General features: G+C 70.4%; 10 protein-coding genes and 1 pseudogene. 6 read left to right on the top strand and 5 right to left on the bottom strand.

The features are described from left to right. Positions 1-98 precede the first annotated feature (98 nt). From IU452_RS01585 to IU452_RS37855, 4 genes are read right to left on the bottom strand one after another with little or no spacing between them, the layout of a single operon-like run. Positions 99-1,256, bottom strand: coding sequence for a VWA domain-containing protein (locus tag IU452_RS01585; protein WP_195107044.1), 1,158 nt, complete (start codon positions 1,254-1,256; stop codon positions 99-101). Further along, entirely contained in the window at positions 1,253-3,541 is a 2,289-nt protein-coding gene (locus tag IU452_RS01580; protein ID WP_228816266.1) for a DUF5682 family protein, read from the bottom strand. The genes IU452_RS01585 and IU452_RS01580 overlap by 4 nt, the downstream gene beginning before the upstream one ends. Continuing rightward, a complete protein-coding gene (locus IU452_RS01575) occupies positions 3,538-4,644 on the bottom strand; it encodes an ATP-binding protein (RefSeq protein ID WP_195107043.1) in 1,107 nt (368 codons plus the stop codon). Before IU452_RS01575 ends, IU452_RS01580 begins: the two co-directional genes overlap by 4 nt. Continuing rightward, positions 4,641-7,736 carry an SWIM zinc finger family protein gene (locus tag IU452_RS37855; protein WP_324192385.1) on the bottom strand — a complete coding sequence of 1,032 codons (3,096 nt, stop codon included), beginning with the start codon at positions 7,734-7,736 and terminating at the stop codon, positions 4,641-4,643. Before IU452_RS37855 ends, IU452_RS01575 begins: the two co-directional genes overlap by 4 nt. Before the next feature lie 91 nt (positions 7,737-7,827). On the opposite strand from IU452_RS37855, the gene IU452_RS01565 reads away from it, so the two are divergent. From IU452_RS01565 to IU452_RS01540, 6 genes and pseudogenes are all read left to right on the top strand, one after another. Beyond that, complete coding sequence (locus IU452_RS01565) at positions 7,828-8,355, top strand: DinB family protein (RefSeq protein WP_195107042.1); 528 nt, start codon at positions 7,828-7,830, stop codon at positions 8,353-8,355. 332 nt (positions 8,356-8,687) lie between these two features. After that, positions 8,688-11,105: an AAA family ATPase gene (locus IU452_RS01560; RefSeq protein WP_195107041.1), complete on the top strand. Its 2,418-nt coding sequence runs from the start codon at positions 8,688-8,690 to the stop codon at positions 11,103-11,105. Further along, positions 11,090-11,506: a hypothetical protein gene (locus IU452_RS01555; RefSeq protein WP_195107040.1), complete on the top strand. Its 417-nt coding sequence runs from the start codon at positions 11,090-11,092 to the stop codon at positions 11,504-11,506. The genes IU452_RS01560 and IU452_RS01555 overlap by 16 nt, the downstream gene beginning before the upstream one ends. A 331-nt stretch (positions 11,507-11,837) precedes the next feature. Continuing rightward, positions 11,838-12,242, top strand: a pseudogene (locus IU452_RS01550) (YchJ family protein). A gap of 146 nt (positions 12,243-12,388) precedes the next feature. Then, complete coding sequence (locus IU452_RS01545; protein ID WP_195107039.1) at positions 12,389-12,661, top strand: SelT/SelW/SelH family protein; 273 nt, start codon at positions 12,389-12,391, stop codon at positions 12,659-12,661. A 90-nt stretch (positions 12,662-12,751) separates the two neighbouring features. After that, entirely contained in the window at positions 12,752-14,326 is a 1,575-nt protein-coding gene (locus tag IU452_RS01540; RefSeq protein ID WP_195107038.1) for a carboxylesterase/lipase family protein, read from the top strand. 8 nt (positions 14,327-14,334) lie between these two features. Here IU452_RS01540 and IU452_RS01535 read toward each other — a convergent pair whose 3' ends face one another. Further along, entirely contained in the window at positions 14,335-15,639 is a 1,305-nt protein-coding gene (locus tag IU452_RS01535; RefSeq protein WP_195107037.1) for a cytochrome P450, read from the bottom strand. Between the last annotated feature and the right edge of the window lie 74 nt (positions 15,640-15,713).

Here is a 15,713-nt window from a genome sequence, read left to right as displayed (position 1 = left end):
ATTCGATCGAAGGGGTAGGACATGGAGATTCTGCAGGCCCTCAGTCTGTTGCTGAACATCGCCGTGAATCTGGCGACGTTGATGCAGATGTTCGGTAGCTAGGTTCGGCCCGCGTTGACGTGCGCCCAGGCGTGCACGTCACCGCGGTCGAGGGCGACGGCAAGCAAATCCGGGAATTTGTCCGGGGTGCAGGCGAAGGCGGGGACGCCCAGTGCCGCCAGCGCCGCGGCATTCTCGTGGTCGTAGGCGGGCGCACCGTCGTCGGACAGGGCCAGCAGCACCAGGACCTGGACTCCGGCCTCCTTCATGGCGGCGATGCGGCGCAGCATCTCGGCGCGGATACCCCCCTCGTAGAGGTCGGAGATCAGCACGAACAAGGTGTCGGCCGGGCGGGTGATCAGCTGCTGGCAGTAGGCGATCGCGCGATTGATATCGGTGCCGCCGCCCAATTGCGTGCCGAACAGGACCTCCACCGGATCGTCGAGTTGGTCGGTGAGGTCGACGACGGCCGTATCGAACACCACCAGGCTGGTTTTCAGCGCACGCATCGACGCCAGCACGGCGCCGAACACCGAGGCGTACACCACGCTGGAGGCCATCGAACCGGATTGGTCGATGGCGAGGACCACGTCGCGGCGGACCGCCTGTGCCTTGCGGCCGTAGCCGACCAGGCGCTGCGGGACCACCGTGCGGTGCTCGGGCAGGTAGTGCGCGAGATTGCGGCGGATCGTGCGGTCCCAGTCGATATCGCGCAGTTTCGGCCGGGTGACCCGTGCCGCCCGGTTCAACGCGCCGGACACGGCGGCCACGGTGCGCGCGGCGATCCGCCGCTCGATCTCCCGCACCACCTTCTCCACCACCATTCGCGCCGTGGCCCTGGTGGTTTCGGGCATCACCCGATTCAGGCTCAGCAGGGTGCCGACCAGGTGCACGTCGGGTTCGACGGCCTCGAGCAGCTCCGGCTCCAGCAGCAGTTCGGTGAGGTTCAGCCGCTCGACCGCGTCCCGCTGCATGACCTCCACCACCGACGACGGGAAGTAGGTGCGGATGTCGCCGAGCCAGCGGGCCACCTTCGGCGCCGAACCGCCCAGACCGGCCGCCCGCTTGTCGGTCGCCGATTGCTCATCGGCGTTGTAGAGCGCCGACAGCGCGCGATCCATGGCCGCGTCCTCGGCCGAACCCGGCCCGCCCAGTCCGGCCTCGGCGGGCGCGCCGAGGACCAGACGCCATCGACGAGCCTGTGCGTCATCGGTCATCGCGCGACCTCCAGGATTTCGGTGATCGATCGCAGCGCCGTGCCGCCGCGGTTTAGGTCGAAATCGGCAGCGGTGCCGTGGGATGCGGTGGCGGGCACGCCGTTGCGCACCGCGTGGGCGATGGCCTGGCGTTCCCCGCTCTCGAAGGCGCCGAAGGTTCTCCGGAGCAGTGGCAGGGTGGTGACGAACTGATCCTCGTCCAGGCCGCACAGCCACTCGTCGATGCGGCGCAACAGGTCTCGGTCGTGGACCAGTAGCAGACCCCGACCACCGAGGTATCCGTCGATCCAGGCCGCCTTCTCCGCGGGGGTACGGCCGATCGACAGGGCGGCCGACAGGCGCCGGGCGGAGTCGGCGTCGTCGATGACACCGGCGTCGCAGAGCAGCCGGACCGCGCGACCCACCAGGGCGCCGTGGACGTCGTCGCGGTCGGCGACCGTGCGCAGCGCGCCCAGCCACTGGCCGGTCGCCCAGGCGTTGTCGCGGGTGGCCACGGCGAGGTGGGCAGCATCGAGCAGGGCGCGCAGCTGTGCGGCCGCGTCGGCGTCGAGACCGGTGACCGCGCCGGGCAATCCGGCGCAGATGCGCACCAGCAGCCCGTCGGCGACGTGGGCGAGGGACCCGACATCGGTGCCGCGGACATCGCCGTAGCGCAGCGTGCGGATCAGGCCCGGCAGGGCGGCCAGCAGATGGCTGATGTCGTGATCCAGTGCCGCCACCGATTCCAGCCTCGTCACCAGGCCGCCGATGGCCCCGCCGAGGTCGGCGAGCAGCGCCGATTCCAGTGCGCCGCTCAGATCGGCGACGGTGGTGTCGGATGCGGCGGTGGTGTCGAGGATCTTGGCCTCGGCGGCGGCGTGGATGGTGGTGCCCCACCGGGAGGCCTCGATGACCGCGACGGACAGCTCCGGCTCCCACCGCAGCGTCCACGATTCCCGGAAGGTGCCGGAGTTGCGGACGTCACCGGAAGTCGGTGTCCCCCAGTCGATATCGAGCAGTCGCAGCCGGTGCAGCAGGTGGGAGCGGGCGACGTCGAGCGTCTTGCGGAGGTCGAGATCCAGGTGGCGGGCCAGGGCTTGCTGTTTGAGCCGCAGCGACCGCGCCTGGGTACGCAGATCGGCGTCGAGCGGAACGGCCGGGGTGTCGTCGGGGACCGAGCCGAGTGCCTCGCCGACCACCAGCTCGGCGGTGATCATTCGCAGCAGCGCCTCGTCGCCGTCGCACAGCACCGCCCTGGTGGCGTCGGTGACCTCCGACAGGCCCGGCAGCGGGCGGCCCCGCAGGGCGGCGAGAGTATCGGCGAGCCGGACCGATTCGATGATGTGTGCGCTCGAGACCGGCAGATCGTGAGCCCGCAGCGTCGCGGCCACCTTGGTGAGCCAGCGGGCGATCGGCTGCTCGGTCCGGGTGAACAGATGGTGATACCACCCGGGTGAGGTGACGCCTGCGCCGTAGCCGGAGGCGCCCGCCAGTCGTGAATGGGTCCACGGCACCCACGTCAGCGCCGTCTTCACCTTCGGTAATCCCTTGAGCAGCCGGGCATCCGGAGCGGCCGGTCCCAGCGGGCCCGTCAGCGCGGGTGCATGCCACGCTCCGCAGATCACCGCGAGCCGGGTGGCGCCGTCTTTCAACGCCTTGCGCATCGTCTGACGCATGTACGCCTCGCGGCGCAAGGTGTGGTCGTCGACGGCGGCCGGTAGTGCCGAGCCGTCGACAGGCGATGCGGCATCGGCATTGTCGCGCAATGCCGCCATGGCCTCGGTGACCGCGGCGAACGTGTCTGCGTCGGCAGTGGATTCGATGACCGCGTCCCACCAGCGCTCCGGGTCGTCGTATCCGGCGGCGGAGGCGAGCGCGGCCAGCGGGTCGGTGCGGTCACCCGGCTCGTCGTCCATGGCCAGGGCGTTGGCGGCGGGCAGATCACAGAAGCGCACCGCCACGTCACGGTCGGTGGCATAACGCAGCGCCTGCCATTCGGGGGAGAAGACGGCGAAGGGCCAGAACGCCGCCCGCGACGGTGCATCCGGCACGTAGGCCAGCAACGCCACCGGTGGTTCCATCCCGTCGGCGGCCGCATACCCGACCAGCGGATCGGCATCGGCCGGGCCCTCGATCAGGATGGTGTCGGGGCGAAACTGCTCCAGCGCCAACCGAAGCGACCGCGCCGAACCAGGCCCGTGGTGGCGGATACCGAATACGCGCGTCTCGGCGGGTGCGGTCCCGTCGGCCGGTCCATGAGCACGCCGGTCCTCGGAACTCACACGGACGGCGTGCGTCGTCGTCATCCGTGTACCTCGCGGCAGGCGCGGTAGAAATCGGACCAGTCCGGGCGCTCGCGGACGACGGCCTCGAGGTATTCGGTCCACACCACGGCGTCGGCGACCGGGTCCTTGATCACCGCGCCCAGCACGGCACCGGCCACGTCGGAGGCGCGCAGGACGCCGTCGCCGAAATGCGCCGACAGGGCCAGGCCGTTGGTGATCACCGAGATCGCCTCCGCCGTCGACAGCGTCCCGGACGGCGACTTCAGCTTGGTGCGGCCGTCGGCGGTCGCACCGGACCGCAGCTCCCGAAATACGCGGACCACGCGGCGGACCTCGTCGGCGGCGGCCGGGACGGCGGGCAATTCCAGTGCGGCACCGAGCTGTTCGACGCGGCGGGTGACGATCGCGACCTCCTCGTCCTCGTCGGCGGGCAGCGGCAGGACCACGGTGTTGAATCGTCGCCGCAGGGCCGAGGACAGCTCGTTGACGCCGCGGTCGCGGTCGTTGGCGGTGGCGATCACGTTGAAGCCCTTGGCCGCCTGCACCTCCCGCCCGAGCTCGGGCACCGGCAGCGTCTTCTCCGACAGCACGGTGATCAGCGCATCCTGCACATCGGACGGGATGCGGGTCAGCTCCTCGACCCGGGCAATGGATCCGGCCCGCATGGCGGTCATGATCGGCGAGGGCACCAGCGCGCCCTCGGTCGGGCCCTCGGCGAGCAGCCGCGCATAGTTCCAGCCGTAGCGGATCGCCTCCTCCGCGGTGCCGGACGTGCCCTGGACCAGCAGGGTGGAGGTGCCGCAGATGGCGGCCGAAAGATGTTCCGAGACCCAGGTTTTCGCGGTGCCGGGGACACCGAGCAGCAGCAGGGCGCGATCGGTCGCCAGGGTCGCGACCGCCACCTCCATCAGCCGCCGCGGCCCGACATATTTCGGGCTGACGATCGTGCCGTCGGGCAGTGTGCCGCCGAGCAGATAGGTCACGACCGCCCAGGGCGAGAGCCGCCACGACGGCGGGCGGGGACGGTCATCGATGGCGGCCAGCGCGCGCAGTTCGTCGGCGAACGCCTGTTCGGCGTGCGGGCGCAGCAGGTCGTCCTGGGGTGCCTGGGTCGTGGTGGTCACTGCAGCTCCTCGAGCATGGACATGCGTTCGGTCAGGTCATGGGAGAGTTGGTCGAAGGTGTTCTGCCAGTAGGGATCCCCGCATCGTCGTGCTGCCGCGGCGACGGTGGCGGCGGCCTCGACCGGAAAGTGCACCGCCGCCGCCCGGAACAGGGAACGATAGGACGCCGGGGACAGCCCGGGCGCGCCGGGGCGGGCCGCCGCCAGATGTGCCCGGTCGAGTAAGAGCCGGAGCACGTGTTCGGCCAAGGGCATCGGCCACGGCCGCGGCACCGCGGCGATCAACAGCTCGACCTCCGCGAGCCAGCTGCTGTCCAGCCGCCGCAGCCGCCGCACCCGCTCGTCGAGGGGCAGCAGGGCGAACAGATCGCGCCGGACGTCGGTCTCCGCACCGAGGGTGGGTGTCATCGTGAGCACCTCGAAAAGCGCTGCTGCCCAGCGGGAATCGCGTTGGTCCCGCGCGGCGTCGGCCCAGCCGGCGAAGACCGGACCCAGCATTCGGTCGGTCATCCGGACGCCGATCGCCTGTGTGGGATCGCTGAACAGCTCCTCCCAGTGCCGCAGTGGCGTGGCCGCCACCAAGCGACGCAACCATTCGGCCGCGGCATCCGGTGCGCCATCGGCTCGGTACGCGGTCTCGGCGAGCCGGTCGGCGATGCCGTCGCGGCGGTCGGCGTCGTCGAGCGAATGCGGCAGGTCGGCGATCAACTGGTTGTCTTGCAGCCGGAGCCATCGCGCCGCGCGCTGTCGCATCCGATGCGCGAAGGCCGAATCCGGTAGGCGGGCAAGCAGGTCGGCGGCGACGCGCCGGACGTCGGCGCGGGGATCGTCGAGCGCGGACTCCAGCAGCGGTTCGTCGTCGTGGGTGAGCCGGTCGGTCAGGACCGCCAGCAGTTCCGCCCGCGCGGGGCCGGACTCGCGGCGCCAACTGTCCGCGAGAGTCTCCCGGGCGGCGAGCGGGTCGCGCCGACGGAGCGTGCGAAGCCAAGCGAGCCGCTCCGCCGGGCGGCCGTGCGACCACACCGAGGCGTCGTCGAGGTCGGCGCGGACGAGGGTGCGCCACTGCGGATTCTGCTGGGCCAGCCAGCGACCTCGCGCACCCGCCAGCCGCAACAGGGGTTCGCGCAGGGCGGGCCGGGTCCGAGCCTGCTCGAGCAGCAGGCTGCACAGGGCATCCGGCGCCCGCAGCTCCCGAGGCGCAATCACCTCGAACCATTCGGCCAGGAACGGCGATCCCTCGGTCAGCATGCGAGCCAGCCGAACCGCGGACGGCGGTGACAACGCGGGGCGAGTGTCCTCCGCGGCCGGTTCCGGGAGCGGTGCGGTCCCGGGCAGGAATCCGCCTCGCGCGAAAGTGTCGTACAGCCCGGCGGTTTCGAGCAATATCGCCGCCGGGTCACCGGACAGCCGCGCGGCGGCCGAGGCCACCGGCTGCGCCAGGAGGGCCGGATCCAGCGTGCGCCGTGCCGTTCCCAGCAGCGCCGCCGACAACAGATCGGCATCCGGTTGGGTGGTCGGTCCGCCCGTCGCCTCGGCACCGATGTCGACGACCTCACCCGCCGTGAACGCCGAAACCGGTACCAGCCCTTCTGCCGTCCATTCACCGATCACCGTCACGGGGTGCCCACCGGACAACCCCACCAGCCGCCACGGCGCTTCGGCCATCCGCGCCAGCGGCAGTGCCGTCCCATCGGCTTCGGCGACATACCAGTCCTCACCGACAACCACCGGCACCACCTCGGCCAGCACCATCGGCCACGACCGCAGCCACGGATCGGCACCCAACGCCCGCGCATACTCCTCGAGCGCCCTGGCGATACTTCCCGATACCGCCCGACGGACCGTGCTGGTGTCCCGCTTCGCCGGGTGGTCGACGGTCGAACCAGGTGTTGTCGCGGACCGGGTGACGATTGCGGAGGTGGCTGGTACCGCGGGGCGGTCGACCGGTTTCGCCGGGGCGCTGGACAGGGTGGGCGCGTTCGGGACAGCCGCTGCACCGGTTTCTGCGGTTGTTGTCCCGTCCGGTTGGTTTCCCAGGGTGGGCTCGGTGTCGGGTTCGACGGGATGGTGAGTGGGGATCGTGGTGAAAGGTTGTGGGATGCCGTGCCTTTCGCCCCAGAGTGCGCGCAGTGGGGACGCTCCGGGGTAGAAGTGGAGGTAAGCGTCGGCCTGTAGGCCGGGGGCGGGCATGTCGGCGGGGAAGGTCGGGCTTCCGAAATTGTGGTCGATGATCAGGGCCCAGCGGCCCGTTGTGCGGCCGCGCAACCAGACTCGGCGTGTGTAGAGGCGTTCCTCTTCGGTCGTGCGCCTGCCCAGGACCATCCAGCGGTCGCGCACGCCGGGTTCGGCGCGGACCGCGTCGGCGGTGGTCGGGTAACCGACATGTGTGCGGACGGCGGCCGCCGTGGCGGGGGAGAGATCGTCGAGTCGTCGGTGCGCGGCGACCAGCAGATGTAGGCGGGCGTACTCGCGGAGCAGGAGTGCGGGCCAATCCGCGCGGATCGAGACTGTGCGGGCCAGTTGTCGCAGCGCGCCGGCCACCCCGGGGGCCTGTGCGTCGACCATCCGGGCCGCCACCGCCTCCAGTGCGCGGAAGGACCGGTCGGCCTGCGCCAGCCCGGTGCGCACCTGATCGCACAACCACATGTCGAGGTCCTCGAGTCCCGCGGTGACCCGGGCACGGCGTTGTCCGGCCGTGGCCGCGCTCGCCGTCCGGGGTGCTGCCGTCTCCGATTTCGCGGCCCGCGCGGCCCGCGCACCGAGCCACTCCGCGGCGAAGTCGGCGGGGCCGGGCGCCTCGGGCACCTCGCCGCCGGACCAGGCCAGCAACAGCGCCAGCGCATGTTTGCACGGGAACTTCCGGCTCGGGCACGTGCATTTGTACGCGGGTCCGGACAGATCCACGATCGTCTGATAGGGCTTGGCTCCGCTGCCCTTGCACAACCCCCACAGCGCCGACTCCGACCACCCGGTCCCGCGCCAGCGGCCGTGCAGTTTTCGCGCCGCGTTCAATGAGGCGGTGTCGGGTGCGAGCGCGGTGATCTGCTCCGCGGTCCACCTCGTCGTCTCGGCCCCCACCTGAGATATCGTCACGCGTCCCCCTCTCTCGGTTGACCGGATTTCTACCGCAGGCCACCGACAAATCCGGTCGCCGCAGGTCACGTGCCCGTGCGATCATCGCCCGGTGCCCGTTTCCCGACGCGATCTGCTGCGCTGGCAATTCGACCTGACCTGGTCGTTGTTCGAACTGCACCTGAACCTGCTGACGGCCGAGGACTGCCACTGGGAGCCCGCGCCCACGGTGTGGACGGTACGCGCCGACGGCGACGGCCGGTGGGTGCCGGACTGGGCCGACACCGAGCCCGATCCGATCCCCGCGCCCACCATCGCCTGGCTCACCTGGCACATCGGCTGGTGGTGGTCGGTCACCGTGGACCATCTGCAAGGCCGGACACCGCGCGACCGCAGCGACGTCCAGTGGCCGGGAGCCGCGAAAGTTGCCGAATGGCTGCGGGAGCTGCGCACGCAATGGCTGGACGTGCTCGACAAGCACGCCGATGCCGATCTGGACGCCCCGGCCTCCTTCCCGTGGGGCGCCGATTCCGGCTATACCGTGGCCCACACCATGGCTTGGGTCAACGCCGAGCTCATGAAGAACGTCAGCGAGATCGGCCAGCTGCGTGTGCTCCGCGCGGACGAAGAGGTTCGCTGATCGGTTGCGAGTCGAATCACGCTGGCGTACCGGTCGATTACTGCGTCAAGCACTATTGCGTACGCATTCCGCGTCTGGCATTCTGACCTGTTCGGTTGATCCGAGCCACCCGAATTTCGGGTGAAACCCGTGGAACTGCCCGGCCGGGACGGCCGAGGGGTGGACATCGGGCGGATCAACCGTCGCGATGGCCAAGCGTCCCGACCGGGCCGGTTCGCCCGGAAACCCTGGGGCAGGCGCGGATTGGCCCGCGATCGGGTAGCGTTCGGCACGGCGCCGAGTACGGGAACGACCCGAGGCGCATAGAGGCCGAACGCAAAGGGAGTGGCAGTTTGGGGCAAGCGCCGGAGGATGGCGCGCCGCGCCTGACCGAACTGGTGTCGCATCGTCTCGACGCCGACCCGTCGATCACCCCCGAGGTCGCACGCACCGTCCTGGATGCACTCGGCAGCGAGCCCGACCGCCCCGGCTCCGGTCCCGGCTGCGCCGGTATCTTCGTGCGCGCCATCCGTGTTCGGGGCTTCCGCGGGATCGGGCCGCGAGCGGTGCTGCGCCTGACGCCCGGCCCGGGTCTCACCCTGGTGGTCGGACGCAACGGATCGGGGAAATCCAGCTTCGCCGAGGCGGCCGAATTGGCGCTCACCGGCGGCAACCGCCGCTGGGACGGCCGGTCGTCGCTGTGGCGCGAAGGATGGCGAAATCTGCACGACGGGGCCGTGTGCCGCATCGATCTGGAGCTGATCACCACCGGATCCGACACCCCGTTGACGATCACCCGCGAGTGGCCCGAAGGCGCCGACCTCGCCGGTGGCACCTGGACCCAACGGCGGAAAGGCCAGCCGCCCAGCGAATTCCGTGCCGAGCAGTGGGCACGGGCGCTGGAGCTCTACCGCCCGTTCCTGTCCTACAGCGAATTGGGCGCCCTCGTCGACGGGCGGCCGAGCGACCTGTTCGACGCCCTGCACCAACTGCTCGGTCTCGACGACCTCACCGCCGCCCAGGATCGCACGCGCACTCGCCGGCTGGAATTGGAGCGCGCGGCCAAGGCATGCCGCGACGAACGCACCGCGCTGCTGACCGCGCTGTCCACCGTGGCCGACGAGCGCGCGGCCCGGGTCTCGGCGCTGCTGCGCGCCGCCGAACCGGATCTGCCGGCGATCGGCCGCGAATTGGCCGGAGCCCGGCACGATCCCACCGGCACCGCCGCACTCGAGGGCATTCTGCGGTTGCGGCTGCCCGAGCCGGCGGAGGTGGCCGCCGCGGCCGACCACATCGATAAATGCGCCGCCGACCTCGCCGCCCACGCCACCGGCGATATGGAAGCCGAACTGCGCGTGCTGGATCTGTTGCGCCGGGCCCGCAACCATGTCCGGGCGGGCGGCGATTGCGCCTGCCCGGTCTGCGGACGCGGTGCGCTCGACGAGCAGTGGCAGCGCGAAACCGACGCCCAGATCGCCCGGCTGACCGATCGGGCCGCCGCGCTCACCGCCGCCCGCGTCGCCCTCGGGCGGGCCGTGGAACGGGCCTGCGCCCTGGTGAAGCCGGTTCCCGCGGAACTCGATCCGCCCGCTCCGCCGGTGCCCAACGTCGATACCGGTCCCGCGCGCCGAACCTGGTCGGCCTGGGCGGAACTGGCCGCGGCGCAATACGACCGGGATCTGACGCACCGGCTGCGGACCGCCCACGCCGATGCCGTGCGCGGCCTCGAGACGCTGCGCCGTTCGGCCCGTAAGGAGCTGGACCGGCTGGACGCGGTGTGGACGCCGCTGGTGCCGCGCATCGCGGCCTGGCTGCGCGACGCGACGGCCGTCGCCGCGGCCGAACCGGAGCTGCGGACCGTCCGCCGTGCCGAGGACTGGCTCAAATCGGCCGCGGCCGGGCTGCGCGAGCAGCGCATGGCGCCGCTGGCCGAGCACGCCCGCCGGATCTGGCGCGGACTGCGTCAGCAGAGCAATGTGGACCTGGGCACGATTCGATTGCAGGGCAACGCCGGAGCCAGCCGCAAGGTGCTGCTGGACGTGACCGTGGACGACACCGGCGCCACCGCGCTGGGCGTCATGAGCCAGGGCGAGCTGCATGCCCTGGGCCTGGCGCTGTTCCTGCCGCGCGCCACCGTGCCCGAGAGCCCCTTCGGCTTCGTGATGATCGACGATCCGGTCCAGGCGATGGATCCGGCCAAGGTGGACGGGCTGGCCCGGGTGCTGGCCGCCGCCGCCCGCAGCGGTCGGCAGGTGGTGGTGTTCACCCACGACGAGCGGCTCGCCGAGGCGGTGCGCAGGCTGCGGCTGGATGCCACGGTGCTGGATGTGCAGCGCCGGGAACGGTCGAGGGTCGAGGTCCGGGTCGCCGAGGATCCGGTGCGCCGCTACCTCAGCGACGCCAATGCCCTGCTGCGCACCCGGCAGCTGCCGCGCCCCATCGCCACCGAACTCGTGATCACCTGCTGCCGTTCGGCGATCGAGGCCGCCGCGCTGGCGCGGGCCCGCCGCATCCTGCTCGGCGACGGACTCGACCATCGCGAGGTGCAGCGCCGCGTCGATGCCGCGCGCACCACCTGGGAGAAGGTGTCGCTGGCGGTGCTCGGCGAACCCGACCGGGTCGACGACCTGAACGAACTGCTCGACCGCGAGGCCCCCTGGGCGCGGGCGGTACTGCGCGATGCGGCGGCGGGAGCGCATATCCGCATCGAGCGGGACATGAGCCAATTGATCTCCGGCACAAGGAAGCTCGTCAAGTGGCTGAATCCCTGACCCCGACCATCGCCGAGCGGCTGGCCGCCGCCGACGAACTGCTGCGCGGTACGGTGACCGACGCGGGCGGACTGTGGTCGCGGGCGGCGGTGTGGCTGCTGCGGATCGCCCTGGAACAGTCCATCGATCAGCTGTGGCTGCAGGTGGCACCCCCGTTGGCGCGCTGCAGTATGCGCGCGCAGCTGCTGGCGCTGGACTCCTGGGTCGGCCCGGACGTCGCCGCGCGGATCGCGACGGTCTGGGCGACCCTGTCGCGCGCGGGCCACCACCACGATTACGAACTGCCGCCGACCCTGATCGAATTGCGCGGCTGGTACGACGAAACCGTCCGGCTGGTCGAGGAATTGGCGCAGCTGGGGGAGCGGGACGAGGCGCGAGCCGAGACCATGCGGTCGGGGTAGCCGACATTGTCGGCTTTTCGCGACGGGTCGATCGAATTCCGGTATCGAGACGGCGAATTCGCCGCCGCGGCACCGGCTACCGCAGTAACCTGCGAGTCGCTGCGCATTTTGCGGCAGGTATGCGGTTGTACGTCACCGAATTCCCATCCCATGAAGGAGCTGCCTCATGGAAGCGCTCGACATGCTCAACAGCGGCTCGGCACTGTTGGCCAACTCGACATCCGCACTGATCAACATCATCAACCTCATGCGAATGCTCGGATCCTGATACGGCGAATCGGGCGGCCCGACCGGGTCGCCCGAATCCCGACCGGACCGCGATAATCGACCGATGCCCAGCGACCGTCTCGCCGACAGTGAGCCATGCCCGTGCCGTAGTGGAGAACCGTTCGCCGCCTGCTGTGCGCCGCGGCTGGACGGAACCCGGCCGGCACCGACGGCGGAGACGCTGATGCGCTCGCGCTATACCGCCTTCGCGGTGGGCGACACCGCCTACCTGCTGCGGTCCTGGCACCCGCGGACCCGGCCGCGGCGGTTGCAGGTGGATGCCGGGCAGCGCTGAGTACTGCTGGAGATCCTGCGCACCGAGCGCGGCGGGCCGTTCGACGAGACCGGCGAGGTGGAGTTCCGCGCGCACTATCGCTATGGCGGCGAACGCGGGATCCTCCATGAATGCAGCAAGTTTGCTCGGATACGGGGAGAGTGGCTTTATGTCGAGGGCGATATCGAATCGTGACCCGGTCGGGTGAACCCGATCACACACCTTGCGGGCTCTGACGTGCAACCCTACCGTTCCATGCAGAAATGAATCGTACGGATGCGGAGGGATAGCTGACAGAGATTCCGGGCAGATCCGCGGCGCCCCCGACGTAGGGTGCGGATATGCCACGAGTCGCGATCGAGTACTGCACCCAATGCCGCTGGCTGCTGCGGGCGGGTTGGATGGCGCAGGAATTGCTGAGCACCTTCTCCACCGACCTGACGGAGGTAGCTCTGATTCCCGGAAGCGGGGGTGTATTCCGCATCACGATCGATGGCGACCAGATCTGGGAACGTAAATCCGACGGCGGCTTTCCGGACATCGCGGTGCTCAAGCAACGGGTGCGCGACCGGATCGACCCGGATCGGGACCTCGGCCACATCGACCGGTCCTGACCTCCGCCGTACGGGTCCGACAGCGGGGATATCGCCGTCGGACATGATCGCAGACGTACTCTCGTTACAGGGAGTACGAGGAGGTGCGAGATGAGCACTCAGTTCTTCGAGGCGGCCGCGGGCGTGGAGACCACCGCCCCCGCTCCCGTAGCTCGGACCGCCACCGGCGACGTGCGCGGCTTCCGGGACGGCACGGTCAACGTCTGGCGCAGCATCCCCTACGCGGCGGCGCCCGCGGGTCCCCGCCGGTTCAGTCCGCCGCAGCCGCCCGCCTCCTGGGACGGAGTGCGCGACTGCACCGAGTTCGGCCAGATAGCCCCGCAGACGATGGGGGCCATGGTTCCGGTGGACTCGGGACTGCGGATGGGTGAGGACTGCCTCTGGGTGAACGTCTGGGCGCCCGCCACCACCTCCGACGAACCGCGGCCGGTGATGGTGTGGCTGCACGGCGGCGCCTACTGTCTCGGCACCGCGGCACAGGGCATCTACGACGGCCGCAAGCTCGTCGAGACCGGTGGTGTCGTGGTGGTGGGGGTGAACTATCGGCTGGGCGCGCTCGGCTTCCTCGACCTGTCCTCCCTGGGTTCCGACTTCGTGCCCAACCTCGGCCTGCACGATCAGATCGCGGCGCTGGAGTGGGTGCGCGACAATGTCGCCGCCTTCGGTGGCGACCCGGGCAATGTCACCGTCTTCGGCGAATCGTCGGGTGCCGGTTGCGTCACGGCCCTGCTCACCTCGCCGCGGGCGGCCGGGCTGTTCCATCGGGCGATCGCCCAGAGCCCGCCCGCCACCACGGTTTTCGGGCCCGAACGGGCCGCGGGCGTGGCGCGGCGGTTCCTCGATCTGCTCGATCTGCCGCCGCAGCGCGTGGGTGAGCTGCTGGAATGCCCGATCGAGCGGATCACCGATGCGGCGGGAATCCTGCTCGACGAGGTGCCGCTGCAATCACCGGGGCGGCTGGCCGCGGCCCCCGTGGTCGACGGCGATCTGCTGCCCACCTACCCGGCCGATCGCTTCCAGCAGGGTCGCTCGCACCGGGTGCCGCTGATCATCGGGACCAATAAGGACGAGGCGTCGCTGTTCCGGCTGTTCCGGTCGCCGATCATGCCCGTCACCCCGGATGCGGTGAACGCGATGCTGAACGCGGTCGCCGCCGAACATCCGCACCTGTCGGCCGAGCGGATTGCGGAGATCACCTCGGCCTATCCGGATCTGGCCACCGCGCGGGGCGCGCTGGCGATGTCCACCGATGCCGCCTTCCGGATGCCGGCGCACTGGGTGGCCGATGCGCATTCGCGCCACACCCGCACCTGGATGTACCGCTTCGATCAGGCCACTCCCATGTTGAAGGCGGCCCGCGTCGGCGCCGGGCACGCCACCGAATTGCCGTACGTCTTCGGCAATTTCGGGACTCTGAACCACGATCCGACGTTCTGGCTGGGTGGCCGCAAGGTCGCCATGGAGGTGTCGGGCCGGATGATGCGCCGGTGGCTGGCCTTCGCCGAACACGGCGTCCCCGCCGCCCTGGACGGCTCCAAACACTGGCCGCCCTACCGCGAATCCACCCGCACCACCCTGCTCATCGACGCCGCCGACCGCGTCCTCGACGACCCCGACCACGACCTACACACCGCCTGGGGAGACCACGTCGTCGGCTTCAGCTGACGGTGGGATCAGGCGGCGGTGGGCTGGTTGGCGCGGCGGCCCAGCACGACGGGGAGGCGGCTGTAGCCGTGGAGGGTGAACAGGGGGCGGCGTTCGGGGGGAGCCGCCATGTGGAGGTCGGGGAAGCGGTCGAACAGGGCCTGTAGGGCGTAGGTGCCCTCCATGCGGGCCAGAGTGGCGCCCAGGCAGACGTGGATGCCGGAGGAGAACGTCAGGTGGTCCTTGGCGTTGGGGCGGGTGACGTCGAAGCGCTCCGGATCCTCGAAGACCTTCGGATCGCGGTTGGCCCCGGCCAGGGACAGGATGATCGTGTGGCCCTCGGGGATCGGGGCGCCATCGATCTCGATGCCGTCGGTCAGGGCGACCCGTGCGGTCGTCTGCACCGGGGAGTCGATGCGCAGCACCTCCTCGATGGCATTCGGCCACAGGTCCGGATTCTCGCGCAGGCGGGCCAGCTGGTCCGGGTGGTTCAGCAGTTGCACCACGCCGTTGCCGATGAGGTTTACCGTCGTCTCGAAACCGGCGCCCATCAGCAGGCTCGCCGAGGCCTTCAGTTCGCGCTCGTCGAGTTCACCGGAGGTCACGAGGCTGGAGAGGATGTCGTCGCCGGGGTCGCGGCGCAGTTTGGCGAGGTGATCGTCGGCGTACCGGTCCATCGCGACCATCGCGGCCGCGGCGTTCCGGTAATCCCGCCACGACACTCCGGTGTCCAGCAGCGGGCTCATGGCGTCACCCCAATGCAGGAACCTCCCGCGGCTCTCGTCGGGGAAGCCGAGAATCTCGGAGATGATCGCGATCGGCACCTGCGAGGCGTAGGCGGCGATCAGATCCGCCGAACCACCCGACGGCAGCGCGTCGAGCAGTTCCTCGGTGACCGACTCGACCCGATCGCGCAGCCGTCCGACCGCCCGGGGTGTGAACGCGGAGGCCACGGACCGGCGCATCCGAGTGTGATCGGGCGGATCGATGACCAGCATGGAGGGCGGTTCCACCGGATTCGGCGGCAGCTTGGCCCACTCGGCCAGCCGGCGCAGCGGTCGCGGAATCTCTAGGCCTTCGAAGGCGAAGACGCCGAACCTGTTGTCACGCAGGATCTGCCGGCACAGCTCATGGTCGACGGTCGCCCATCCGATCGCGGAGCGCGCCAGGGGCCCGCGGGTGCGGATCGACTCCATGAGGGGATACGGATCGTGCACTCCGGCCGGTGCCGCCATCAGTTGGGCAACCGTATCTCCCCGTCGGGCGGCGGTTTTCAATGCCAGCCGGGCCGCGCCCTTCTCCGACAACCACCGAAACCAATATCGTGGCCGCATCGCCACCCCCGTTCGTCGTCAGGTTCTGCTCCCACGGTACGGAAATGCCTCACGAAGTGAAACGTCCCACAGTC

The organism is Nocardia transvalensis (assembly GCF_015477765.1).
Taxonomy (GTDB): Bacteria; Actinomycetota; Actinomycetes; order Mycobacteriales; family Mycobacteriaceae; genus Nocardia; species Nocardia transvalensis_A.
Note: the sequence above shows the minus strand (reverse complement) of the source record. Positions and strands in the feature narration are given on the sequence as shown.

Coding starts and splice junctions, on each gene's coding strand:
- IU452_RS01535 (WP_195107037.1), bottom strand. CDS start 15,639: ATGCGGCCACGATATTGGTTTCGGTGGTTGTCGGAGAAGGGCGCGGCC.
- IU452_RS01545 (WP_195107039.1), top strand. CDS start 12,389: ATGCCACGAGTCGCGATCGAGTACTGCACCCAATGCCGCTGGCTGCTG.
- IU452_RS01580 (WP_228816266.1), bottom strand. CDS start 3,541: ATGACGACGACGCACGCCGTCCGTGTGAGTTCCGAGGACCGGCGTGCT.
- IU452_RS01540 (WP_195107038.1), top strand. CDS start 12,752: ATGAGCACTCAGTTCTTCGAGGCGGCCGCGGGCGTGGAGACCACCGCC.
- IU452_RS01585 (WP_195107044.1), bottom strand. CDS start 1,256: ATGACCGATGACGCACAGGCTCGTCGATGGCGTCTGGTCCTCGGCGCG.